Origin of the sequence: Azonexus hydrophilus (assembly GCF_905120355.1) — a bacterium.
GTDB lineage: Bacteria > Pseudomonadota > Gammaproteobacteria > Burkholderiales > Rhodocyclaceae > Azonexus.
In genome coordinates, this window is record NZ_CAJHOB010000013.1 from 1 (window position 1) to 23,052 (window position 23,052).

The 23,052-nt window shown below is 58.5% G+C and carries 17 protein-coding genes, 1 tRNA gene and 1 pseudogene; 11 read left to right on the forward strand and 8 right to left on the reverse strand.

Features of this window, described 5'->3' with window-relative positions:
- The 6 genes from JYJ39_RS10810 to JYJ39_RS10835 form a co-directional block, all read left to right on the forward strand.
- The coding region (locus tag JYJ39_RS10810; RefSeq protein WP_205204280.1) for a transposase at positions 1-399 on the forward strand (399 nt) is incomplete at its 5' end.
- A gap of 176 nt (positions 400-575) precedes the next feature.
- The gene (locus JYJ39_RS10815) at positions 576-974 is read left to right on the forward strand and encodes a hypothetical protein (protein WP_205204282.1); all 399 of its coding nucleotides are present in this window, start codon (positions 576-578) and stop codon (positions 972-974) included.
- A gap of 349 nt (positions 975-1,323) precedes the next feature.
- Positions 1,324-2,688, forward strand: a complete 1,365-nt coding sequence (locus tag JYJ39_RS10820; protein ID WP_240189639.1) for a TolC family outer membrane protein — start codon at positions 1,324-1,326, stop codon at positions 2,686-2,688.
- Entirely contained in the window at positions 2,685-4,547 is a 1,863-nt protein-coding gene (locus tag JYJ39_RS10825) for an efflux RND transporter periplasmic adaptor subunit (RefSeq protein WP_205204286.1), read from the forward strand. Before JYJ39_RS10820 ends, JYJ39_RS10825 begins: the two co-directional genes overlap by 4 nt.
- A gap of 6 nt (positions 4,548-4,553) precedes the next feature.
- On the forward strand, positions 4,554-6,701 hold the full coding sequence (locus JYJ39_RS10830; RefSeq protein ID WP_205204288.1) for a peptidase M50: 2,148 nt from the start codon (positions 4,554-4,556) through the stop codon (positions 6,699-6,701).
- Positions 6,694-8,682 carry a preprotein translocase subunit SecA gene (locus tag JYJ39_RS10835; protein WP_205204290.1) on the forward strand — a complete coding sequence of 663 codons (1,989 nt, stop codon included), beginning with the start codon at positions 6,694-6,696 and terminating at the stop codon, positions 8,680-8,682. Before JYJ39_RS10830 ends, JYJ39_RS10835 begins: the two co-directional genes overlap by 8 nt.
- Positions 8,683-8,845: 163 nt before the next feature.
- Here JYJ39_RS10835 and JYJ39_RS10840 read toward each other — a convergent pair whose 3' ends face one another.
- Positions 8,846-9,622, reverse strand: coding sequence for a helix-turn-helix transcriptional regulator (locus JYJ39_RS10840; protein WP_205204293.1), 777 nt, complete (start codon positions 9,620-9,622; stop codon positions 8,846-8,848).
- 124 nt (positions 9,623-9,746) lie between these two features.
- Between JYJ39_RS10840 and JYJ39_RS10845 the strand changes: the two genes are divergently transcribed.
- From JYJ39_RS10845 to JYJ39_RS10865, 5 genes are read left to right on the forward strand one after another with little or no spacing between them, the layout of a single operon-like run.
- Entirely contained in the window at positions 9,747-13,364 is a 3,618-nt protein-coding gene (locus JYJ39_RS10845) for an ATP-binding protein (RefSeq protein ID WP_205204295.1), read from the forward strand.
- Entirely contained in the window at positions 13,357-14,001 is a 645-nt protein-coding gene (locus JYJ39_RS10850; protein ID WP_205204297.1) for a condensin complex protein MksE, read from the forward strand. Before JYJ39_RS10845 ends, JYJ39_RS10850 begins: the two co-directional genes overlap by 8 nt.
- Positions 13,998-15,215 (forward strand): hypothetical protein, encoded by a 1,218-nt coding sequence (locus JYJ39_RS10855; protein ID WP_205204299.1) that lies wholly within the window; start codon positions 13,998-14,000, stop codon positions 15,213-15,215. Before JYJ39_RS10850 ends, JYJ39_RS10855 begins: the two co-directional genes overlap by 4 nt.
- Positions 15,215-16,120, forward strand: coding sequence for a DUF7281 domain-containing protein (locus JYJ39_RS10860; protein ID WP_205204301.1), 906 nt, complete (start codon positions 15,215-15,217; stop codon positions 16,118-16,120). Before JYJ39_RS10855 ends, JYJ39_RS10860 begins: the two co-directional genes overlap by 1 nt.
- 15 nt (positions 16,121-16,135) lie before the next feature.
- Positions 16,136-17,008, forward strand: a complete 873-nt coding sequence (locus tag JYJ39_RS10865; RefSeq protein WP_205204302.1) for a GIY-YIG nuclease family protein — start codon at positions 16,136-16,138, stop codon at positions 17,006-17,008.
- 177 nt (positions 17,009-17,185) lie between these two features.
- Here JYJ39_RS10865 and JYJ39_RS14220 read toward each other — a convergent pair.
- From JYJ39_RS14220 to clpP, 7 genes and pseudogenes are all read right to left on the reverse strand, one after another.
- Positions 17,186-17,362 (reverse strand): annotated as a pseudogene (locus tag JYJ39_RS14220) (IS630 family transposase); the annotation flags it as partial.
- Positions 17,350-17,808: a helix-turn-helix domain-containing protein gene (locus JYJ39_RS10875; protein WP_430622476.1), complete on the reverse strand. Its 459-nt coding sequence runs from the start codon at positions 17,806-17,808 to the stop codon at positions 17,350-17,352. The pseudogene JYJ39_RS14220 and the gene JYJ39_RS10875, both read right to left, overlap by 13 nt.
- 255 nt (positions 17,809-18,063) lie before the next feature.
- Positions 18,064-18,139, reverse strand: a tRNA-Val gene (locus JYJ39_RS10880).
- A 34-nt stretch (positions 18,140-18,173) separates the two neighbouring features.
- Positions 18,174-18,446 carry an HU family DNA-binding protein gene (locus tag JYJ39_RS10885; RefSeq protein ID WP_205204305.1) on the reverse strand — a complete coding sequence of 91 codons (273 nt, stop codon included), beginning with the start codon at positions 18,444-18,446 and terminating at the stop codon, positions 18,174-18,176.
- A gap of 139 nt (positions 18,447-18,585) precedes the next feature.
- Positions 18,586-21,012 carry an endopeptidase La gene (lon, locus tag JYJ39_RS10890; RefSeq protein ID WP_205204306.1) on the reverse strand — a complete coding sequence of 809 codons (2,427 nt, stop codon included), beginning with the start codon at positions 21,010-21,012 and terminating at the stop codon, positions 18,586-18,588.
- Positions 21,013-21,112: 100 nt separating this feature from the next.
- On the reverse strand, positions 21,113-22,384 hold the full coding sequence (clpX, locus tag JYJ39_RS10895) for an ATP-dependent Clp protease ATP-binding subunit ClpX (protein ID WP_205204307.1): 1,272 nt from the start codon (positions 22,382-22,384) through the stop codon (positions 21,113-21,115).
- An 18-nt stretch (positions 22,385-22,402) separates the two neighbouring features.
- Entirely contained in the window at positions 22,403-23,035 is a 633-nt protein-coding gene (clpP, locus tag JYJ39_RS10900; protein ID WP_205204308.1) for an ATP-dependent Clp endopeptidase proteolytic subunit ClpP, read from the reverse strand.
- Between the last annotated feature and the right edge of the window lie 17 nt (positions 23,036-23,052).

The following is a 23,052-nucleotide window of genomic DNA, read 5'->3' on the forward strand; positions in this document are numbered from 1 at the left end:
GTGGAAACGACGCTGGCGACGGGCAAAGCCGAACGCGAAGCGGCGGCGGTGATGGCCAAACGCTCGTTGAAACGGGGTTCTACCTTGGGTGCCGACAAGAATTACGACACCGCTGGTTTCGTCAAGGCAATGCGAGCGCAAGGCATCACCCCGCACGTTGCCCAAAAGACCCACGGGGCGATTGATGGACGCACGACGCGCCATGCCGGTTACGGCGTCAGCTTGCGCGTGCGCAAACGAATTGAAGAAATCTTTGGTTGGGCGAAGACAGTCGCTGGACTTCGCAAGACCTGTTTTATCGGATTGGCCAAGGTGAAGGCGCAAACGACTTTTACCCTGGCTGCTTACAACCTGACGCGAATGGCGACGATCTTTGGCTGGCGATTGAACACGGTGTAGGGCGAAATCCGCCCACCGGTTGCCGAAAGGCAGCCCAAACCCCAGTACGGGGCCATAAAACCGGCTGAAATCCGGTTTCAAGGCGCAGCAAGGGGTTTCGAATGTTCGATTCATGTTTGTCAGAGTTCGGTTGCCGGAGGCGTCAGGGGAAAATTCAACGGCCTGTTAATGCGCGAATGAATCGTGTTGAACCGGGTAACGCCGAAAAAATTCTATCCCTGTGCGGGAACAAGGGGGCTGAACCATTAGAAACAATAGTCTATCGATTTGGTTCTGTAGAAAAAGTTGAAATTGAACTGGTCGCTTCCGTTAAGAGTAAAGCCGGTATTGTCAGACAATCCGACGAGGCTTCTCATGCTGGCCTGATATCCATATATTTTTACAAAGGGCAGTATGCATACGAAGTCAGCGAAGGCTTGGGGATGACGACGGGGGTCCGCCTCAACGCCTTTTTCCAGAAAAAGAAAATCGTAGGTTACGAGTCAAATGACTATGACTCAGAGTTGCTGAAAATCAACTTTGATCAGCCAATATCTCCAATATTCAAGCGGGTAAGCCCATTGCAAGCTTGGTAGATGCGGGCCGCGTGGTCCGGAATTAGGACCTAAGCTGGATTCTAATGTGAGTCTGGACGGCCTTTCTAGCCTGAGGGCGAGATTTTTCTCAGCAGATGTCACAGCGGGGTTCATCTGTCGATTTCTTGCTATGCAATCCAACTAGTGACCGAAGTATGCTGCTGGAGTATAGTGCTGGGCGCGTTGCGCCTCTGTGGTCCTGTTTGCCGTGGAGTCCCTGAAATAAATCCTGTTACCTGACTCCATGCCTGGTTTGTCCCGGTCATATTCTTCGCGGAAGTTTCCCTTGTTTCGATGTTTCTTTCCTCGTCCAGGCGCTGCCGGTTTCGGCTGGCGTTTTTCCGTCTTGATGCTGGCCCTTGGGCTGGCCGGCGCAGTGCAGGCACAGTCGCTTGCCGTCCTGCTCGAACGGGCGCGCACCGGCGAGCCGACCTATCTGGGGGCGAAGACCAATGTGCTGGCGGCCCAGGCGCGCAACAGCCAGGCCATCGGCGCGATGTTGCCGCAGGTCAGCGCAACGGCCAGCGCCAACGACAATGACCGCAATTACAAGACGCGCAATTCCAGAGTGCCGGAAGCGCGCGACCAGTACGACAGCTATTCGGCCCAGATCAACCTGACCCAGCCCCTGCTGCGTTACGCCAATATCGTCGGCTGGCGCCAGGCGCGCGCGGTGGTCGGGCAGGCCGAGCACCAGTTGGCCGGGGCCGAGCAGGAGTTGTTCGCCAAGCTGGTCGGCGCCTGGTTCGACCTGCTGGCGGCCCGCGATGCCGTGGCTTTTACCGGGCGCCAGGCCGACGCCTTGCAGCGCCAGTGGGAAATTGTCAGCCGGGGCGCCGAGTTGGGCGTTTACGGTCAGCCGCAGGTGGACGAGGCGCGCACCAAGCTCGATCAGGCCTTGTCGGACGCCGTGGTGGCGGAGACCGACGTGCATTTGAAGCGAGCGGCGCTTGAACAACTGGTCGGCGATTTGCCGGAGCGCGAGTTGCCCTACATGCTGGGCGAGGCGGTATTGGCCTCGCCGACCAGCGATTCGTTGGAAAAGTGGCTGGAAAATGTCGAAACGGGCAATCCCAATATCCTGGCGGCGACCCAGGCTTACGAAGCGGCCACGGCCGAGGTGCGCAAGCAGCGCGCCGGGCATTTCCCGACCCTCGACCTGGTCGCCAGCTATGGCAAGAACGGCCAGGCGGTCGGCGGTTTTCCCGGGCAGGCCGGCTACGACATCACGCAGGGTACGCTCGGTCTGCAATTGAATGTGCCGCTGTTCGCCGGCGGGTCGCAGTCGGCCAAGGTGGACGAGGCGCTGGCGCAGAAGGAAAAGGCCCGGCTTGATCTGGAAGCCGCCCGCCGCACGGCGATTCTCAATACCAAGCAGGCCTGGTTCGGCTGGCATGGCGCCTTTGCCCGCACGCGGGCCGGCAGCCAGGCGGTCAAGGCGGCGCGTTCGGCGCTGGCCCAGGCCAGGGCCGGCCTGGAAAACGGTTTGAAGACCGAACTCGACGTGTTGCAGGCCGAGCAGCAATTGCGGGCCGGACAGCGCGATTTCCGCAAGGGGCGTTATGACCAGGTGGTGGCGTTCGTGCGCCTGCTGGCGGCGAGCGGCCGGCTGACCGATGGCGACGTGGTGGCGCTCGACGGCCTGCTCGTCGAATCGCCGGAGGCTGCCGAACCGCCTGTCGATGCACGCATGATCAAGGTGTCCGGACGATGAGCGCGAACGGGAATTTGGTCTCGCCAGAAAACAACGAGGGTGTGCCGCCCGAGCTGCTGGCCTGGGATGCCTTCGTTTCGGCCAAGACCGCGGAAGGGCGCTGCCATGCCTGGCTTGCCCTGGTCTGCGGAAAGGTTCGGGGCGCCCGGGCGGCGGCCGTGCTGATCGAGAACACCCTCGATCACACCTTCGTGCCGATGGCGGTCTGGCCCAAGGCGAGTCCGGACATGGGGCGCCTGGGGCCGGTCGTCGAGGCGACGCTGCGCGATCGGCGCGCTGTCATCAAGCCTGTGGCCGAATCGCCGGGTACGACGCAAATCGCCTATCCGCTGATGCTCGACGACTACGTGGCGGGCGTCGTGGCGCTGGAAGCGGACTGCCCGGAAAACGAAGTCGGCGAAGTGCTGCGCGAAATCCACTGGGGTAGCGCCTGGCTCGCCAACCTGCTGGCCGGCCGCGAGTTGTCCGAGGCGGTTTCGGCGCGCGAGCGCGTCGGGTCGGTGCTCGAGACGACGGCCGTGGCCTTGCGCCACGGCAAGTTGCGGCAGGCCCTGTTCGAGGTGGCCAATACCCTGCGCCAGCGTTTTTCCTGTACCCGTGTTGCCATCGGGCTGGTTTCGGCGGCCACGGTCAGGCTGATCACCCTGTCCGAGGCGGCGGTATTTGAAAAGCATGCCTTCCTGGTCAAGGCCTACGAACAGGCCATGGAAGAGGCGCATGACGAGGGTGGGGCGGTGCGCACGCCCGCCTTGGCAGCGGCGGATTCACCCAGCGGTGCGCGCGTCTGGCCCAAGCACGAGGCCCTGCGCGCGGTCTCCGGGGCTGGGGCGGCGCTTTCCTTTCCGCTGATGATGGGCGCGCAGGCCATCGGCGTGCTGACCCTGGAGCGCGAAACGGCCCTTTTCTCCGACGACGATCTGGTCTGGCTCGATGCCTTTGGCGCGCTTGTCGCGCCGATCATCGAGCAACGCCAGGCGGCCGAGCGCGGCGCCTTCCGCCGTCTGGGCCGGGATGCCCGGCAGGTTCTGGAAAAGATTTTCGGGCCGCGCCACCTGACCTGGAAGGCCGGGACGGCGGGCGTGCTGTTGGCCTGCGCCATCCTGGTCCTGGTGCCGGTCAGTTATCGCGTTTCGGCGCGGACGGTGATCGAGGGTGAGATCCAGCGTGTCGTCGCAGCTCCCTTCGAGGGCTTTGTCGGTGCCGCCTACGCGCGGGCCGGCGATACGGTCAAGGCCGGCCAGCCGCTGGCCCAGCTCGACGATCGCGAATTGCGCATCGAGGAGGCCAAGTGGTCGAGCGAGCGAGACCAGTACGACAATCGCCTGCGCGAGGCGATGGCCAACCATGACCTGACCGCCATGCAGGTGGTGGGCGCGCAATTGCGCCAGTCGTCGGCGCAGCTTGCCCTGGTCACCGAGAAAATCGCCCGGGCCCAACTGAGTGCGCCCTTCGACGGGATCGTGGTGTCCGGCGATCTCAGCCAGCAGGTCGGCGCGCCGGTCGAAACCGGCAAGAAGCTGTTCGAGGTCGCGCCCCTGCAAAGCTATCGCATCATCCTGCAGGTCGATGAGCGCGATATCCGCCACCTGCGCATGGGCCAGGACGGCCGCCTGGTGATGACCGGCATTGCCGGCGAGCCGATGGATTTCAAGGTGGCCAAGGTGACGCCCGTGGCGACGGCCCAGGACGGCCGGAATTTCTTCCGCGTCGAGGCGGCACTGGCCGAGGCTTCGCCGCGCCTGCGGCCGGGCATGGAAGGCATCGGCAAGGTCGAGGTGGGCGACCGCTCGCTGTGGTGGGTGCTGACCCACAGCTTCACCGACTGGCTGATCCTCTCGCTGTGGACCTGGCTACCCTGATCGCCTATGACGCGCAGCCTGTTCAGTTCGTCCTGGCATAGCGTGGCCGACCTCCGGCCGCGCCTGGTGCCGCAGGCGCGCATTCATCGTCACGTCTATCGCGGCCAGGTCTGGCATGTCGTGCAGGACCAGACGGGCGGCCGCTACCATCGGCTGTCGCCGGCCGCCTACAACCTGTTGCTGGGCATGGACGGCACGCAGAGCGTGCAGCAGTTGTGGGAAAAGGCCAACCAGTCCGGCGATGGCGATGCCTGCACGCAGAACGAGATTGTCGATCTGCTGGTCCAGCTGCATGCCGCCGATCTCCTGCAGGCGGATACCAACCCGGATTCGGCGGCGCTGTTCGAGCGCTATCGAAAAAAGCGCAGTGCAACGCTCAAGCAGTTCCTGCTCAATCCGATGAGCCTCAAGCTGCCGCTCATCGACCCGGACCCCTTCCTGGTGCGCTGGGCGCCGCTGCTGGCCTGGTGTTTCACGCGGGCCGGCGGTCTGCTCTGGCTGGCCGTCGTCCTGCCGGCGCTCGTGATGGCGGGCCAGCACTGGCCGGAACTCACCCGCAACATGTCGGACCAGGTGCTCTCGTCGAGCAACCTGCTGGTCATGGCCTTCGTCTTCCCGATCGTCAAGCTGCTCCACGAACTGGGTCACGCCTTCGCCAGCCGGGTCTGGGGCGGGCCGGTGCACGAAATGGGCGTGATGTTCCTGGTCTTTGCCCCGGTGCCCTATGTCAATGCCTCGGCCTCGTCGGTATTCCCGTCGAAATGGCGGCGCGCCGTCGTCGCGGCGGCCGGCATGCTGGTCGAGCTTTTCCTCGCCGCGCTGGCGCTCTATGTCTGGCTGCTGGTCGAACCCGGCGTGGTGCGTGCGGTCGCCTACAACGTGATGGTGGTGGCCGGCGTCTCCACCCTGATCGTCAATGGCAACCCGCTGTTGCGCTACGACGGCTATTACATCCTGACCGATCTCATCGAAATGCCGAATCTCGCCCAGCGCGGCCAGAAATACCTGGCCTACCTCTGGGACCGCTACGTCTTCGGCGCGCATGACGTGGACGAACCCCAGGAAGGCACGGCGGAAAGACGCTGGTTGCTGGCCTATACGCCGCTGGCCTGGTGCTACCGCGTTTTCGTGACGGTCTCGATCATGCTCTTCGTGGCCGGGCAGTTTTTCATTTTCGGTGTGCTGATTGCACTCTGGGGACTGGTTTCGCTGATCGGCATGCCGATCTGGAAGGCCTACAAGCACGTTGTCCGCAGTCCTGGCCTGCAGCGCCACCGGGTGCGCGCCGCGCGGATTTCGCTGGGACTGGCCGCTGCCGTGCTGTTCCTGTTCTTCGTCGTGCCGCTGCCTTTGCACAGCCGTGCCGAAGGCGTCGTCTGGCTGCCCGATCAGGCCATCGTGCGCGCCGGCGGCAACGGCTTTTTCCGGCACTGGCTGATCGAGCCGGGCAGCCCGGTCAGCAAGGGCGAGGCGTTGTTCGAACTGGAAGACCAGTTGTTGAGCACCGAGCTCGAAGTGGCGCGGGCCAAAGTTGCCGAGGCCGAGGCGAAATACCGCTCGGAACAGTTCGTGGATCAGGCCAAGGCGGCCTTGTCGGGGCGCCAGCTCGAACAGGAGGAAGCCGTGCTGGCCAAGCTCGAGGAAAGGGCCGGCAAGCTGGTCGCCTATGCCGAAACCGATGGCGTGCTGGCCGCTGCCGTGTCGCAGGACATGCCGGGACGCTACCTCAAGAAGGGTGAACTGGCCGGCTACGTGCTCGAAAGGAATTCGCTCATCGTGCGTGTGGTGGTGCCGCAGAGCAATATCGACCTGGTCCGTGCCTATTTCCGCTCGGCCGAACTGCGCCTGGCCGACCGGGTTGGCGCCAGCCACTCGGCAACGCTGGTCCGCACGCCGGCCGGCGGGGTCGAGGAGTTGCCGACGCCGGCGCTCGGCGTGGCCGGGGGCGGGCAGATTCCCACGGTGCCGAGCGATCAGAATGGGGTCAAGACCACGGAGCGGGTATTCCTGGTCGATCTGGCCTTGCCGGCCGATGTGCCTTCCACCGCTTTCGGCGAACGGGTCCATGTGCGTTTCGGGCACGGTTGGGAACCGCTCGCCTGGCAGGGTTTTCGTCGTCTCCGCCAATTGCTGTTGAGCCATTTCAATGTCTGACGCGCGTGCCCTGCTGATCGGTCGGGGTATCGAACTCGGCGACGGTGCCTACCTCGAACACGCCGACCAGCCCACGCATGCCGTCGAAGAGTGGCTGCGCGCACTGCTTGCCCGTCTGGCCGGCGGCACCGCCAAGCGCGACAGCAGTTTCGTGCGCCAGGTCAACGCCCTCGAGGAGGAGATCAAGGCGCTGGGCGACGATGCCTTGCGCGCGGCAATGCGCGCAGTCACCGCGCAGATGCAGACGGCGGGCTTTCGCGAGGACTTGCTGGCGCGCGCCTTCGCCATCGTGCGCGAAGCATCGCGCCGAACCCTGGGCATGCGCCATCACGATGTCCAGTTGCTGGCCGGGCAGGCCTTGCTGCGCGGTCGTATCGCCGAGATGGCCACCGGCGAGGGCAAGACATTGGCAGCGACCCTGGGGGTATGCACGGCGGCGATGGCCGGTGCGGCGGTTCATGTCGTGACGGTCAATGATTACCTGGCCGAGCGCGATGCGGAGGACAACACCCCGCTGTTCGCATTCTTCGGCCTGAGCGTCGGCGTGGTCAAGCAGGACATGTCGATTGACGACCGGCGGTCGCTGTATGCGCGGGACGTCGTCTATGTCTCCAACAAGGAACTGACCTTCGACTACCTCAAGGACCGCATCGCCCTCGGCGCGACGATTGCCTCGCAACTCAAGCTGCGTCGCCTGAGCCGGGGACGCGGGACGGCCGACGGCATCCTGCGCGGCCTGCATGTGGCCATTGTCGACGAGGCCGACAGCGTGCTCATCGACGAGGCAAGAACGCCGCTGATCATTTCGGAAACCCTGCCGGACGACCTGGGCGAAGAGATCTACCAGCAGGCCATCAGCGTCGCCGGACAACTGCAGCCCAGGCTCGATTATGTCCAGGGGCGGCAGCGCGATATTTGGCTCACGGCAGCCGGTGAGAGTACCGTGGCCGGGCTGGTCAAGGATTTCGGCGGCGTCTGGAAATCCCCACTGTGGCAGAAAGAGTTGATCGGCAAGGCGCTGTCGGCGCTGCACATGTTCCAGCGCGATCAGCATTACATCATCGTCGAAAACAAGGTCCAGATCGTCGATGAGTTCACCGGCCGGGTCATGCCCGACCGTACTTGGGAGCGCGGCCTGCACCAGATGATCGAGGCCAAGGAAAATTGCGAGATCACAGGGCAGCGTAGGACCCTGTCGCAAATCACCTACCAGCGGTTTTTCGGGCGTTATCTCCTGCTCGCCGGCATGACGGGAACGGCGGAGGAGGTCGGGCCGGAACTGAAACGTGTCTACGACCTCGACGTGACGCGCATTCCGACACACAAGCCGACGCGGCGCCTGCGTCTGCCGGATCAGCTTTTCCGGACATCGGACGAGCGCTGGCAGGCGGTCGCGGCGCGTGCCCAGTTAGTGGCCGAGGAAGGCCGGGCCGTGCTGGTCGGCACCCGCTCGGTCGAAGCTTCCGAAATCCTGAGTCAGTTGCTGGTCGCGCGCGGCGTCGCCCATACCGTTTTGAACGCCCGCCAGGACAAGGAAGAAGCGGATGCGGTCGGGCAGGCCGGCATGGCCGGCCGGATCACCGTGGCGACCAATATGGCGGGTCGCGGCACCGATATCAAGCTGGCCCCGGAAGTCGAGGAGCGCGGCGGCCTGCATGTGATCCTGACGGAATTCCACGAAAGCGCCCGGGTTGACCGGCAGTTGTTCGGGCGCTCGGCCCGTCAGGGCAATCCGGGTTCCGTCGAAGCCATCGTCAGCCTGGGCGACGAACTATTCCAGCGTTATACCCCGACCCTGGTCCGTCTCGGCCTGCCTTTCCTGCCCGGTGCCGAAACGCCCAATGCGCTACTGCTCAAAGGCCTGGTGCGCTATGCACAGAGCAAGGCCGAAAGGCAGAACCGGCGCATTCGCCTCGATACCATTCGCCGCGACCGTCAGTGGCTGAAAGCCTTGGGCTTTGTTGGCGGCGAGCGTAAGTAGACTGCCTTCCGCGGCTACCTATTTGTTTCCTTGCGAACTGCAGAATGGCTCTACGGCTCCTGACCAAACGCCCATCAACCATACATTGTGGGGGGTAATGTCAAACGAAGTAGGGAAGGGGACCAACCCCAATTTCCGCAGTACGGACACCGGCCTAGCGAATTTATTTGAATAGCAACGGAAGCAATTTTTCGGAATTCGCCACTTCTAGCTGAAATTCTGGTGGCTCCTCATGCACAGGATCAATTGAGGCCTTAAGATCGAAAATCACATACTGAGCTAAGCAAGCGCGAATTGATAGAAAGCGATTTTTTTCCCCAGAAAAAAATTCATTTCGAACAACTTGTTGTTGATCAGGCGAAAGCTTGCGATGCGCTTTAAGTTCGAGCTCAACAAATGTCTCCCACCCCTTGTCCTTATCAAGGTTGAGCAGAAATCGTTCAAGAGTTGATTCTGCCGAGTGAATTCGTCCCATAGTGAAATCACGAAAGTCCTGTCGTTTCATGCACCAGGCACGAACATGCCATCGACGACCCACATGCACTATGGCATGAGGAAAAATAACCCGTTTCCCATACGCAGGATTTGTCATCGACGCATAGGCGATTTCAACCCCAGTTTTCCCTAGCACGGCCTTTCGAAGCGTTGCGAATATCTCTGGTCGAACTTCCGTCAGGTCGACGCGAGCATCCACAAGGCCGGGATTCCCACCTTCAGAGGCCATGGTGTGCAGAACGTATTCGTCCAGCGGCACTGAACACTCAAATTCACGCGGATTTGCAAGGCGGAGTACCTTGGCTCGGCCGTCTTCGGTGAGCTGATCGCCAAGCATTGCCCTGAAATCGGCGAGCAGCCGGCTGGCCTGCACGGGTTGCAAATTGAAGAGTTGTCGAACCCTTGCATTGCCGATCTCGCCCTCCCAGGAGAGAACGCCTTCCATGATTCTCAATCGTTGATCGCGAAGTGCTGGCCTATTTGACATACTTAACCTGTTGAGTGTTTGTCATTTATCTTATACGATAACATATCATTAACGATAACATCGTACCACCAAGAGGCCAGCTTTGGACTTCCGACTTACTCGCATCATCCTGATCGATTCCTACTGCCGCAGCCGCATCGTTGAACTCGATGTCAGCGGGCACATCACCATCAATGGCGAGAACGGAGCCGGCAAGACCACCTTGTTACGGTTGCTGCCTATGTTCTTCGGCGAAAGCCCGTCTCGGATCATTCGCGGTGATGCAGTCACGGAGCGTTTCGGCAGCTACTATTTCCCGACTACTGGCTCCTACGTTATCTTCGAGTATCTGCGCCGGACACATAAGGCCATGGCAGTGATTCATCCAGATGGTCAAAGTGGCGAAGGCGTGGTTTATCGCCTGATCGATAGCGAGTACAAGCCGGCGTTGTTCAAGCACGAAGGCCAGGTTGTCCAGACCCGCGACCTCTATCGGCATCTCGACAAGCAGGGCGTTTTCGACTCGAAGCCGCTGACACTCCACGCCTATCGGCAGATCATCCAGAACACCGCCGGCCGCGAGCACCGCAACTTGGCCGCCCGTTTTTCCTTCACGGGCGGCACCGGAAAACTGACCCATCTTGAGCGTGTGGTCACCGGCATCCTTCAGCGTGCAACCACCTTCCACGACCTAAAGAAGATGATTGTGTCGTCCGTCCTGAACGGCGATGAAGTCTTTGCGCTCCGCACTGGCCGGCGCGACTTGCAGCACTGGCTCAATGAGCATGAGGCCCATCGGCAAGTCATGGAAAAAGCGCCGGTCATGGCTGATCTGGAGCAGGCCGATCAAGGCCGCCGGCTGATCAATCATGAATTTACGACCCTCCATGCGAAGTTCCAGTTGCTCCACGACTACTTTCAAGAACAGGTTGTAGAAGGTGAGAAAGCCGAGGGGCGGGCCAAGACTGACCTCACCGAGACCGAGGAAGAGTACAGAAAGCGCCTGCAAACCATTTCGGATGCAAAGATTGCAGCAGACTCCCGTGCCAAGCAGGCTCGTCAGGCCATTGAGCAACTGGACGCCCGGAAGCGCAAATACGAGACGGACAACATCGCCGGCAAGATAACGAAAGTCGATTCAATTGCTGCATGGGAAGCTGAGCTGAAGCCGCTCAAGCAGCAGTTGGATGACCTGGAGCGAGAGGTCAAATCGCTGACGGAGACGTTCACGGCAATGGAAACCGAGGCCAGAAATCTGGCCCGCGATCAGAAGTCCGAGCTGGACGACAAGAAGCCCGGCATCTACGAGTCTTTCGGAAAGCGCAAGGAAGCGCTCATTGAAGCTCACGGGAAAAATCTCAAGGCGATCCGGTTGCGCCATGAGCCCGAACTCGAAGCGGCGAGCGCCAAAGTTACGGACTTCAAGACCCAAAAAGCCGGGCTGGAGGTCGAGGTCAAAAAAATCCAGGCTGATCCGGAAACCGTTCTGGCCTTGGAAATGGAACGGGAGAAGCAAACGAATGCCAACACCGATCTATCCGAACTTCACGACAAAACCGATGGGCTTCAAAAAGCCCTTATCAAAGCCAAGCGGGAATACGACGATCTGGAATTGCAGGTCAATGAAGGTGAAAACGCCATCGAGAAGGCGGAGGTTGAACTTGAAGAACTTCTGGCGGCCGAATCCGCTGGGGAAGACACATTCCTTGGGTTCTTGCGCCGGAACAAGCCGAACTGGGCATCCGACATCGGACGCGTGGTTTCCCCTGAAACGCTGCTGAGGACTGATCTTGCTCCGGTTCTGGGTGATGGTCACGATCTGTACGGGGTGACTATCGATCTGGAGCAACTCAAGGCGGGCCGCTACTCCTCCGAAGAAGCAATCCAACAGGAAATCAAACTGGTTCGTGGCCGGCTGGAAAAGCGGAAAGGTGAGGTGGCAGAAGACAGGAAACTCCTGCTTAAGAAGAAGGAGGCAATGGATAAGGCCAAGACCGCCATTACCCTTCACGATGCCGCCATCGCTACCGCAAAGAACCGGAAGCTGTCTGCTGATACGGCGGTAAAGACTGCACTTCTCCGAGTCGAGCAAAGCAAAAAGGCCGCAGCCACAAAAGCCCAAGGAGAGCTTGATATATGCGCCAAGAATCTTTCCTTGGCTGTTCAGGCGCTGGAATCACTCAAGAAGGATCACCGCAAAGAAATCGATGAGGTCGAGAGGCTGCACGCTGCAAACCTCGTTCAACTGAAGCCCGAAGAGACAAACGCGCTCAATGAGATCGATGCCCGCAAGAGGACTATCGATGCCGACTTGGCTGCCAAAGTCGCCCAGATCGCCAAGGATCGCGACGCCAGCTTGCACGACAAGGGTTATTCAACTGATGTCCTCAATGGACTCCGGACGCGCATTTTCAGACTGGATGGCCAGATTGCGGAAGCCAACAATCTACGCTCAGAGGTGATTCAGTATCGCGACTGGCTCGATACCTTGTGGTCTCAACGGCCAACACACATACAGGATCAGCAAACAGCAGATGCAGATTCCGCTCGCCTGAAGCGCGAGAACGAAGAGGTGCTCAGGGAGCGCAAGGAAGTTACCGACAAGAAGCAGACTGCCATCAAAGAGATCGGCGAGAAGATCGACAAGCACGAGAGAAAGCGCATTCTGGCGCTTGGCCAAACTCGCGATCTGGTTCATTGGCCACAGGATCAGGAAACCCTGAAGGCCGGTTTCGAGCAGATTCCCGATATCGATGCACTCGTGGCCGAGCGCCGCCGCTTGATGGCAGACCTTGATAACCTCCGGGAAAAGATTCGCCAAGGGGTTGAAGATATCCGGCGGCAGATGATTTCGCTTGTCGGCACTGGTCCCGAGAAGTTCTATGCAAGCGCTGTGGCGACATCGGGTTATCCGCGCCCTGGGATGGAACACGAGTGGATTGAAGTATTCCGCACCTGGTTCCAGCATGAATACGAAACCAATCGGATAGACCTTCTTCAGCGCGGAAGAACACTTGCCCAGAACATCTCCTATTTCTGGAAAAGTCTTGATGACTTCAAGCGCAATGTCAGCACCTTTGCGACCGATCTTCGAGCCAATCTGGAGCAGGGCCAAATCTTCGACAGTATTGCTGACGTAAGCACAGAAATCCGGGCCGAGGTCGATACTCAGGGCTACTGGGAAGCGGTCGGCAACCTGCATCGTGAATATGAGACCTGGCACGCCAATGGCGATCCTGCATTGCCGCCGGCCAGCTTTGTTGACGCCGCCAAGCAAGTAGCGCTTGTCGTTGGTGAGGACAAGGGGTTGGTTGCTGACCCGGTTGACCTAATCAGCCTGAAGATCAGTGCCAACGTGAACAACCAAGGAGTGAAGACTGCAAGCAATGAGCACGAGCTGGCCAACATCAGTAGTAACGGCCTCTCCTACATCATTCTCTGCGTGATCCTGATTGGCTTCGTGAACCGGATTCGCCGTTCAGAGAACGTTGTCGTGCCTTTCGTCGTGGATGAACTGAAAGACTTGAGTTTCGCCAACGCCAAGACGCTGCTCGATCTTCTGACGCGGAACAATATCACCATGATTTCGGCTTTTCCGGATGTCGATCTTGACCTGGCCGAGCTGTTCGAGCGGAACTACAAGATTCTCCCGGGCCGCAAGGTCGGCTTGATCAACCTTGATGACGAAGTCGAGAACAACGAGGAGGAAGCGCATGTTTGATCAGGTCACCATTCGCCTACTCGAAGGCAAGTTCATCTGTGAATCGACAGCGCCGGAAGCCTTCCGCTGGCTCAACTCTGAGGAGTCACGCCAGGATGTTGCTGTTTACCTCGACCGGATCGGGCGTCGTCTGACCAAGACCCCGAATGGCGTTGCCTACTACGCTACCTGGAAGCGTGTCAGTTCCGATGAGCGCTCTGAGGTAAAGCGTGTCTTTGCCAACATCAAACAGATGATCCGGCCGGTCATTCACTTCATCAATCTGTGCATGGAGGTGGAGAAGAAGGATTCCAGCCCGGCAGCGGGTGACCGCTTGGACTACGCGGTGCTTCTGAAAGCGGTCACTGAAAATCCACATCTCTTCGAGGTACTGCGTGAGTTCGCCACAATGGGCAAGGAATTCACCGTCACTGACGCTTCAGCGAAGGGGATGCTGGACAAAGTCATTAAGCAAATGGAAAGCTGGGGCTATCTGATTCTGGTCAATCGCGAGCAAGAGTCCTACCGCTTCACGGGGAAGATCGATTACTACTATCAAGTGATCGAATTCCTCATGGACCCGGCTCAGAACGAAGGCATTACCGATCCAACAGCTGAGGATCAGGAGGATGCGCCAGGGCAACGGGGGCTACTGTGAGCAAAGGTGATCCAGTACAGGAGTTGCTGCTAAAAATCAGCCTCAGTGCAAAAACTGTGGCCGAAACCTATTATCAAGGTAGGGTACACAAGACTGAAGAGAACTTCCGTGACATCGAACGTTTGCGGCATCTTCGTCTCCTGTCGCTAGATATTCGTGATGCCTTCCAGCTACGGGCCAGCTTCCGCCATTTCCTGAATGCGGCGCTCAACACTGAGCGTCTGTTTTCGATGGGGGCCAACATCGGTGGCTATTTTCAGCGCCTGTCCGATCTGGTTGAGGGCCATTCTGTGGCCTATCAGGAAGGGCGTGATGCCGATTGCGAGCGCTATGAAGTCGAAACACGCGAAGCCATCAGTGATATTGCCGATGCTATCGACGATGAATTGATCATCCTTCAGGCCCAGGTCTCCACCCGCTTTGCAGCCGTTTCGACCATCGCCGAGAAGAAGCGCCAGAACCTCCACTACCAGAAGCGAACTCAACAACTGGTCAATCTTCTGGAAAGCTTCCACTTCTCGGACATTGGTGAGCAGCTGGCCGGGCACGAGGAATTGGCACTGTCCTTCAAGTCACTGCTGGCAGACCGCATTCCTGCATTCCGCGAGTCGCTATGGACCATCCTAGACACGCTGAACCAATACCTCTTCGAGTTCCGCAAGATCGAGGAACGCGCCAAACGGGTTCGCGCTTTTGCTCTGCACTTGAACCGCAATCCGGACTGGGAGCCGAAGGCATGGGATGAGGTTGCTGAACCGGCTGACTGGCTGCGTTGTGCGACCCCACTCGAAATCCAGACCCACCCCGACGTATTGACACCGGAAGCAGAGGAATTTTTCTCCGAGATTGCTCGGTCGATTCCCGATACAGCGGGAGCCAAGAGCCGTACTGCCCGCCCGGCCGGCAATTTGGATGAGGAGCCTGGCAATCAGCAGATTCAGCCGCCAGAATCACCAATCCGCAAGGCGATCCGGATGTATTTCAAGGATGCGAAGCGCTCATCCGAGGGCATATCGGCCCGCGATTGGTGGGCAGCCAATCCCATCGTTCTCGGCAGCATCAAAGAGGAAATCTGGGTTCTCCGCGTCCTGGCTGAACACGACAACAAGGGGAAGCTCGGCAAGTGGCAGTTGCGCATGAACTCTCGGCCACATCCAGACTTTGACGGAAACCTCCTCATCAAGGATGTCGTGATCTCCAAGAGGGCTGCCTGATGCTTGATCAAAAGCTCGCAGAAGCCATGCAGCGCATCCTGTCTCGGCAGGACGAGCGTTTCACTTTGACAGCCACTCTTCAGCGCCTGGTTGATGACGGTATCGGCACCAAGCGCGGGAAGTCGGTCTATTTTTACGAACGTGATCGTCAGGCGATGCGCGAGTGGCTGGAGGCCAAGGGCTTCTCAACCGAGCCGGTGGATATGTCCGGCATGAGCCGTGCAGAGCGGCTTGAGGTCACTCCCCACGAGAAGGCAGGTGGTGAAGCCGTAAAACGCAACCGCATCTCGATCAAGGCGCTAGCTGGGCAAGCTCTCGTTATCGGTGGTCAGCCTATCAACCTGCCTGAAGAGTCTCATCTGGACGTGGATTGGACGAAGATCGTCAGTCAGATCGGCCATCGTTGCATTATGGTGGTCGAGAACTACGAGAGCTTCAATCGGATTCACGAGACCAGCTTCAAGCTCCCTGTGGAATATCGCTCTCCCTTGGTGGTTTATCGCGGTGATCCGCACGAGAGTCGCATCGATAACGTTCTGATGTTTCTAGGAGATGCAAAGTTGCCAGTCCTAGCTTTCGTTGATGCCGATCTGGCAGGAGTAGTGATTGCCGCTAGTTTGCCGTGGCTTGTAGGAATGGTTACTCCAGACCTACCTACGCTTGGTAAGCAGCTTTCATCGCCGCAAATAGGTCGCAGGGACCTTTTTCAGAATCAGTACCCAAGCGTCCAGAACGCGATAGCTGAAATTCCAGCAGATGCTCCGTGCCGGGGCGTGCTTAATTTGATCCTTAAATACCGTTCGGCGGTAGTACAAGAGTATTGGATTGGGCGAGATACTTGCCTCCTTACAGATCAAGACAGTCAGGATAGGGATTTGGCATTTGCTCGCCGCGGGCAGTACTAGCTCAATGGAATAAAATTGAAACCGAAAACATTTTGGTGTGGGTCTCCTGACCCCGTAGATATCTATTTATACGTTCTTGAGTTGAACGATGGATGCTATTACGTCGGCCTCACGTCAGACCTTGCCAAGCGCTTGCAACAACACTGGGACGGTGACGGGTTTGGTGCAGAATGGACTCGCCTACATAAGCCACGCCGGGTGATGCACGCAATTAATACGGGAACACGAAATACCCGCGAAGCAGAAGACCTCGAAAACGAAGTCACCATTTTGATGATGATCCGTCATGGCATCGAACAGGTGAGGGGAGGGCATTTCAGTTATCCAGATCGCCAATTGGTCGAACACCATCTGCGCCTAAAGGGGGCCTGGGAGCGGGTGGTGCTTAGCGAACTCGACAAACAACCCTGTGATACGAATGAATCTTGGGATCAGGCGATGCGCACATTGCTTGAGCATGCCACCCGTTTCTATGACGCAGGCTCCCCCAAGGACCAACAGCAGGTACTCTTTGCTGATATCTATCGGTTGACCCGCTATCGCTACTGGCGAGATGAATTTGCGCCGGCGCTTAATCCAGCGTTCTGGGGAGGCAAAGGAATCCTACCTGTGCTCCTATCTTTTCAACTGGGACGAACCGTTGGTAGTCGGCTTGATGGCCCATTTAACGTTCTGGCGGCAGCTTTATGTAGAGGGAAAAATGGGCATCATCCGCTGCGACGCCTATTTCTAAAAGTCTGGCAAACCTACGAGCCTCAGCGCACGGCAACACAGGCAATCACGCTGGAAAAATTCCTTACCTATCTCGACGAAGAGACTGAGTACGATAGGCAATACGATGAATTTATCTCGGTGCTGTTTCCAGAAACCCGGCATTTGCTTCGCTAAACGGCTAAGTCATCCAGCCCAAGGATTTGAACTGGTAACCCCCCCCTGGGTCAGAATAGTTGTCGCTTCGATAGAATCTTGAATTGAGGGTTCGGTTTCGCTGGCAAAAGTGAAGTAGAGGGGTTTTTCTAGTAGTCAGTCACGCTGAAACGCGAGGATAAAGACGTGCGAGTGTTGCGGATCGCGCACCTCGCCGATCAATTGCTTTGGGCTTTCATCGAAGCACACCACCGGGTGTGCCGGATCGTAAGGGGCGGCGTACACGTCAAGCACGTCTTCCATTGCCGCGACAAACTCCGCGCTGACCTCGGGAATGCACCATTCCTGGACCTGCCACGGTTTCAGGGTGTTTTTTTAAGAGCCGTGACCGTCTCATGACTGAACGACTCGGCATAGCCCAGCTGAACGACCTTGTCGGCCAGCAACCGCAGCGTCCAATGGTCATGTCCGGCCGGAGCTGGCGTACAGGCTATCGCGATGATTTGGGCGCATTGCTTGTCGCTCAGCTTCGGCGCTTTGCCTGGGCGAGGCCTGTCCTGCAGGGCCGCCTCAACGCCTTCCTCGACACATTTTTGCCGGGTGTTGTAGATCATGGTGGCAGAAACTGCCAGGGCTTCCATGATCTGTGCATCCTTGCTTCCTGCCGCCGCTTTCAGCAAAATCCGCGCTCGCGTCTGTTTGCGCGCTGCGCTCTTTCCCTTGCGCAGCAAGGCTTCCAGCATTTCAACTTCATCGTCCGTTAGCATGACTCGATACTTGATCGCGGGCATCGCTCTCTCCTCGGGGTGGGTAACACCCATCGCTCAGCAACTTGCGCGCCAAAGATCAGTTCGATTCATGGTGACTGACTACTAGTATCCCCGCCCGCTTAACCGTAAACTCCCATCGATCCCCTTTTTTGCGCTTGCTCGCCATTGCCAAGATTCGCCTTGCTGTAATGTTGCTCGGTAGGATACCGCGTTTTTGTGGGTGGATGTAAGTGGCCTAGAGTGGGCTTCAAGTCGGCGGGCCACAAAAGAAAAACCCGCTAACTCATTGAATTAGCGGGTTTATTTTGGTGGGTGCTAACGGGGTCGAACCGCTGACATTCGCCTTGTAAGGGCGACGCTCTACCAACTGAGCTAAGCACCCGTCTGCATGACAGCAGAGGAATTGCGCAATTCTATCAGTTAACTGCGTCCTTGAGGGTCTTGCCCGGACGGAATTTCGGAGACTTGGCAGCCTTGATTTCGATGGTCTTGCCGGTTTGCGGATTACGGCCGGTACGAGCAGCGCGCTCGCCGACGTAGAAGGTGCCAAAACCGATCAGGTTGACGCTGTCGCCAGCTTGCAGGGCACCTTTGATTGCTTCGACGGTGGCATCCAGCGCACGGCCAGCTGCAGCCTTGGAAATGTCGGCTGCGGTAGCGATTTGATCGATCAGTTCGGTCTTGTTCATTGAAGTCCCCTAATTAAGGTCTACGGTGTGGAAAATGCTGTGAAGGCGGCTTTATATCTTTTCGGAAATCCTTGTGTCAAGCGGATTTCGCAGGTTTTTTCGAGGCCTGGGCGAACTACCATCTGGCATTCATTACGAATCAATGGGTAAGCGGCGTTTTCTTGACCTCGGCCACAGCTTCAGCTGCGATCTCAGGAGCGATTTCTTCAGTATCTGGCAAGGCTTCCGGCATACGCTCAAGGGCGCGCTCCAGAACCTGATCAATCCAGCGCACCGGCACGATTTCGATCCGGTTCTTGATGTTGTCCGGCATTTCCGTCAGATCCTTGGCGTTCTCCTCCGGAATCAGCGCCGTCTTCAAGCCACCACGCACGGCAGCCAGTAATTTTTCCTTGAGGCCACCAATGGCCAGCACCTCACCCCGCAGGGTGATCTCTCCGGTCATGCAGACGTCGCAGCGCACCGGAATGCCGGTAAATGAGGACACCAGCGCCGTGGTCATGGCAATCCCGGCCGAGGGCCCGTCTTTGGGGGTTGCGCCTTCGGGAACGTGAATGTGCAGATCGGTTTTCTCGAACACGTCGGCGGCAATGCCAAGACGCTGAGCGCGGGCACGAACCACCGAGCGGGCGGCTTCGACGGATTCCTTCATGACATCGCCGAGCGAGCCGGTACGGATGATATTGCCCTTGCCGGGCATTTTGGCGCACTCGATGGTGAGCAGTTCGCCGCCCACTTCGGTCCAGGCCAGGCCAGTCACCTGTCCGATCTGGTTTTCCTTTTCCGCCATGCCGAAGCTGTAACGGCGAACGCCCAGATATTTGTCGAGGTTCTTGGCGCTGACGGTGATCTTGCTGTCGCGCGACTTCATGACCAGAGCTTTGACCACCTTGCGGCAAATCTTGGAAATTTCCCGTTCGAGCGCACGCACGCCGGCTTCCCGCGTGTAATAGCGGACGATGTCGCGAATGGCGCTTTCGGCAACCGTGAGTTCAGTGGTTTTCACGCCGTTGTTCTTCATCTGCTTGGGCAGCAGGTAACGCAGGGCGATGTTGATTTTTTCGTCTTCGGTGTAGCCAGACAGACGGATGACTTCCATCCGGTCCAGCAGGGGTGCCGGAATGTTGAGCGAGTTGGCCGTGGCCACGAACATCACGTCGGAGAGATCGAAATCGACTTCGACGTAGTGATCCTGGAATGTGTTGTTCTGTTCCGGATCAAGCACCTCCAGCAATGCCGACGAGGGATCGCCACGGAAATCCTGGCCGAGTTTGTCCACTTCATCGAGCAGGAACAGCGGGTTGCGTACGCCGACCTTGGTCAGACTGCTGAGGATCTTGCCTGGCATGGAGCCGATATAGGTACGGCGGTGGCCGCGGATTTCGGCCTCGTCACGGACGCCACCGAGCGCCATGCGCACGAACTTGCGGTTGGTCGCCTTGGCAATCGACTGGCCAAGCGACGTCTTGCCGACCCCCGGAGGGCCAACCAGGCAAAGAATCGGGGCTTTCACCTTGTCTACCCGTTGCTGCACGGCAAGGTATTCGACAATGCGTTCCTTGACCTTCTCCAGTCCGAAGTGATCGGCATCGAGTACCTTCTCGGCGGCACGCAGATCCTTGCTGATGCGGGTTTTCTTGCGCCAGGGCAGGCCGACCAGGGTTTCAATGAAGTTGCGCACGACCGTGGCTTCCGCCGACATCGGCGACATCAGGCGCAGTTTTTTCAATTCGCCTTGCGCCTTGGTCAGCGCTTCCTTGCTCATGCCGGCAGCGGTGATTTTCTTTTCCAGTTCTTCCAGATCGGCGCCGTCTTCGCCTTCACCAAGTTCTTTCTGGATGGCTTTGACCTGCTCATTCAGATAGTACTCGCGCTGACTTTTTTCCATTTGCCGTTTGACACGGCCACGGATGCGTTTTTCCACCTGCAGGATGTCAATTTCAGCTTCCAGCTGCGACAGCAGGCGCTCGATACGCGCCCGTACGCTTTCCATTTCGAGCACTTCCTGCTTCTGCTCGATCTTCAACGGCAGATGGGCCGCGATGGTGTCGGCCAGGCGACCGCTATCCTCGATTGCGGAAATGGAAGAGAGTACTTCCGGCGGAATTTTCTTGTTCAGTTTGACGAACTGCTCGAACTGGCTGATCACGGTGCGCCGCATCGCTTCCACTTCGTGATCATCACTGGCTTGCTGCGGCAAGGGCAGGGCCGTTGCCATGAACACTTCCGATTGCACATCAATCGCTTCGATGCGGGCGCGCTGCGTCCCCTCGACCAGCACCTTGACCGTACCATCCGGCAATTTCAGCATCTGCAGGATGTTCGACAGGCAACCGATGTGGAACAGATCCTCGGCGTCTGGTTCGTCCTTGGTGGCCGATTTCTGCGCCACCAGCATGATCTGCTTGCTCGCTTCGCCGTCGGCCTCCATCGCCATTTCCAGCGCCTTGATCGATTTCGGGCGACCCACGAACAGCGGGATCACCATGTGCGGAAAGACAACCACGTCACGCAGAGGCAAAAGCGGGAGCTCGAGGGTTTCCGGAAGGGTGCTGGGGAGGGTCATCGAAGTGCCTTTTATAATTTGCTACACAATAAGTAGGAAGCCCCCAATTGGGGGCAAACTACCAGGTTTCAAGAGACTGCGGCCCGCCGGGCCGCGAACCTCAGTTTCCCCCTGAAACCTTGGGTTGTTCAGCGTAGATCAGGAGTGGCGGGGTAGTGCCGGTGATCATGTTCTCATCGATCACGACCTTTTCGACATTTTCCATGCTCGGGAGTTCATACATGATGTCGAGCAGGGCATGTTCCATGATCGAGCGCAGGCCGCGCGCGCCGGTCTTGCGTTCGAGTGCCTTTTTGGCCACCGCCGTCAGCGCCGCCGGACGGATTTCCAGTTCGACGTGCTCCATGCCGAACAATTCCTGATACTGCTTGACTAGGGCGTTCTTCGGCTCGGTCAGGATCTGCACCAGCGCCTCTTCATCCAGTTCCTGCAGGGTGGCCACCACCGGCAGGCGACCGATCAGTTCCGGAATCAGACCGAACTTGATCAGATCTTCCGGCTCTGTTTCGAGCAGGGTTTTCCCTACCTCGCGGCCATCGTCCTTGCTCTTGACCTCGGCGCCAAAGCCGATGCCGCCTTTTTCGGAGCGGTTGCGGATGACCTTTTCCAGACCGGCAAAGGCACCGCCGCAGATGAACAGGATATTGGTGGTATCGACCGGAATGAAATCTTGATTCGGATGCTTGCGCCCACCTTGCGGCGGAATCGAAGCCACGGTGCCTTCGATCAGCTTCAGCAGGGCCTGCTGCACACCTTCGCCGGAAACGTCACGGGTGATCGACGGGTTGTCTGATTTACGCGAAATCTTGTCGATTTCGTCAATATAAACAATGCCGCGCTGAGCCCGCTCAACATCGTAGTCGCACCCTTGCAGCAGCTTCTGGATGATGTTTTCCACGTCCTCGCCGACATAGCCGGCTTCGGTCAGCGTGGTGGCATCGGCCATGGCGAACGGCACATTGAGCATGCGGGCCAGGGTCTGGGCCAGCAAGGTCTTGCCCGAGCCGGTCGGGCCGATAAGCAGAATGTTGCTCTTGGCGAGCTCGACCGGGCTATCCGTTTTGCGCGCGTGGCGCAGGCGTTTGTAGTGGTTGTACACCGCTACCGCAAGAATGCGTTTGGCGACATCCTGGCCAATCACGTACTGATCGAGAATGCTGCTGATTTCACGCGGGGTCGGCAGTTCATCCGTCGTGGCGATGCTGAAACTGCCTGGCTCACTGGTCTCCGGCTCCTCGCGCACGATGTCGGCGCACAGGAGGATGCACTCATCACAGATGAACACCGACGGACCGGCGATCAGTTTCTTGACTTCATGCTGGCTCTTGCCGCAGAAGGAGCAGTACAACAACTTGTCTTGGCTATCGCTCACCGAATGATTCTCCTAAGCTTAAGCAGCGGCCGCGCGGCGGCTCAATACCTGGTCGATCAGACCATATTCCCGGGCCTCTTCGGCGGAAAGGAAGTTATCGCGATCGGTATCTTTTTCGATCTGTTCCAGCGGCTGACCACTGTGCTCGGCGAGCATGCGGTTGAGCTTGTCCTTGATCGACAGAATTTCCTTGGCGTGGATGGCGATGTCGGAAGCTTGTCCCTGAAAACCACCCAACGGCTGGTGGATCATCACCCGCGAATTGGGCAGGGCAAAACGCTTGCCCTTGGTGCCTGCAGACAGCAGGAAAGCGCCCATCGAAGCGGCCTGACCGATACACAGCGTGGACACATCCGGTTTGATGAAGCGCATGGTGTCGTAGATCGACATGCCGGCAGTCACCGAGCCACCCGGCGAATTGATGTAAAAGTGAATATCCTTGTCAGGATTTTCCGCTTCCAGAAACAGCAACTGCGCAACCACCAGATTGGCACTGACATCATTGACCGGGCCAACAAGAAAAATCACCCGTTCCTTCAACAGACGTGAATAGATGTCGAAGGCGCGCTCGCCCCGACCGCTCTGTTCGATGACCATGGGCACCAGGCCCAGGGCTTGCGGGTTGAGATGACTGGTGTTGTCAATCAGCATGGCGATCTTTCTTGTGC

Excerpts from the sequence above, each read along its gene's own strand:
- clpP (WP_205204308.1), bottom strand. The coding sequence starts at position 23,035 with ATGCTGATTGACAACACCAGTCATCTCAACCCGCAAGCCCTGGGCCTG.
- JYJ39_RS10860 (WP_205204301.1), top strand. The coding sequence starts at position 15,215 with ATGCTTGATCAAAAGCTCGCAGAAGCCATGCAGCGCATCCTGTCTCGG.
- JYJ39_RS10825 (WP_205204286.1), top strand. The coding sequence starts at position 2,685 with ATGAGCGCGAACGGGAATTTGGTCTCGCCAGAAAACAACGAGGGTGTG.
- JYJ39_RS10840 (WP_205204293.1), bottom strand. The coding sequence starts at position 9,622 with ATGGAAGGCGTTCTCTCCTGGGAGGGCGAGATCGGCAATGCAAGGGTT.
- JYJ39_RS10815 (WP_205204282.1), top strand. The coding sequence starts at position 576 with ATGAATCGTGTTGAACCGGGTAACGCCGAAAAAATTCTATCCCTGTGC.
- JYJ39_RS10820 (WP_240189639.1), top strand. The coding sequence starts at position 1,324 with ATGCTGGCCCTTGGGCTGGCCGGCGCAGTGCAGGCACAGTCGCTTGCC.
- lon (WP_205204306.1), bottom strand. The coding sequence starts at position 21,012 with ATGACCCTCCCCAGCACCCTTCCGGAAACCCTCGAGCTCCCGCTTTTG.
- JYJ39_RS10875 (WP_430622476.1), bottom strand. The coding sequence starts at position 17,808 with ATGGGTGTTACCCACCCCGAGGAGAGAGCGATGCCCGCGATCAAGTAT.
- JYJ39_RS10850 (WP_205204297.1), top strand. The coding sequence starts at position 13,357 with ATGTTTGATCAGGTCACCATTCGCCTACTCGAAGGCAAGTTCATCTGT.
- JYJ39_RS10835 (WP_205204290.1), top strand. The coding sequence starts at position 6,694 with ATGTCTGACGCGCGTGCCCTGCTGATCGGTCGGGGTATCGAACTCGGC.
- JYJ39_RS10885 (WP_205204305.1), bottom strand. The coding sequence starts at position 18,446 with ATGAACAAGACCGAACTGATCGATCAAATCGCTACCGCAGCCGACATT.
- JYJ39_RS10830 (WP_205204288.1), top strand. The coding sequence starts at position 4,554 with ATGACGCGCAGCCTGTTCAGTTCGTCCTGGCATAGCGTGGCCGACCTC.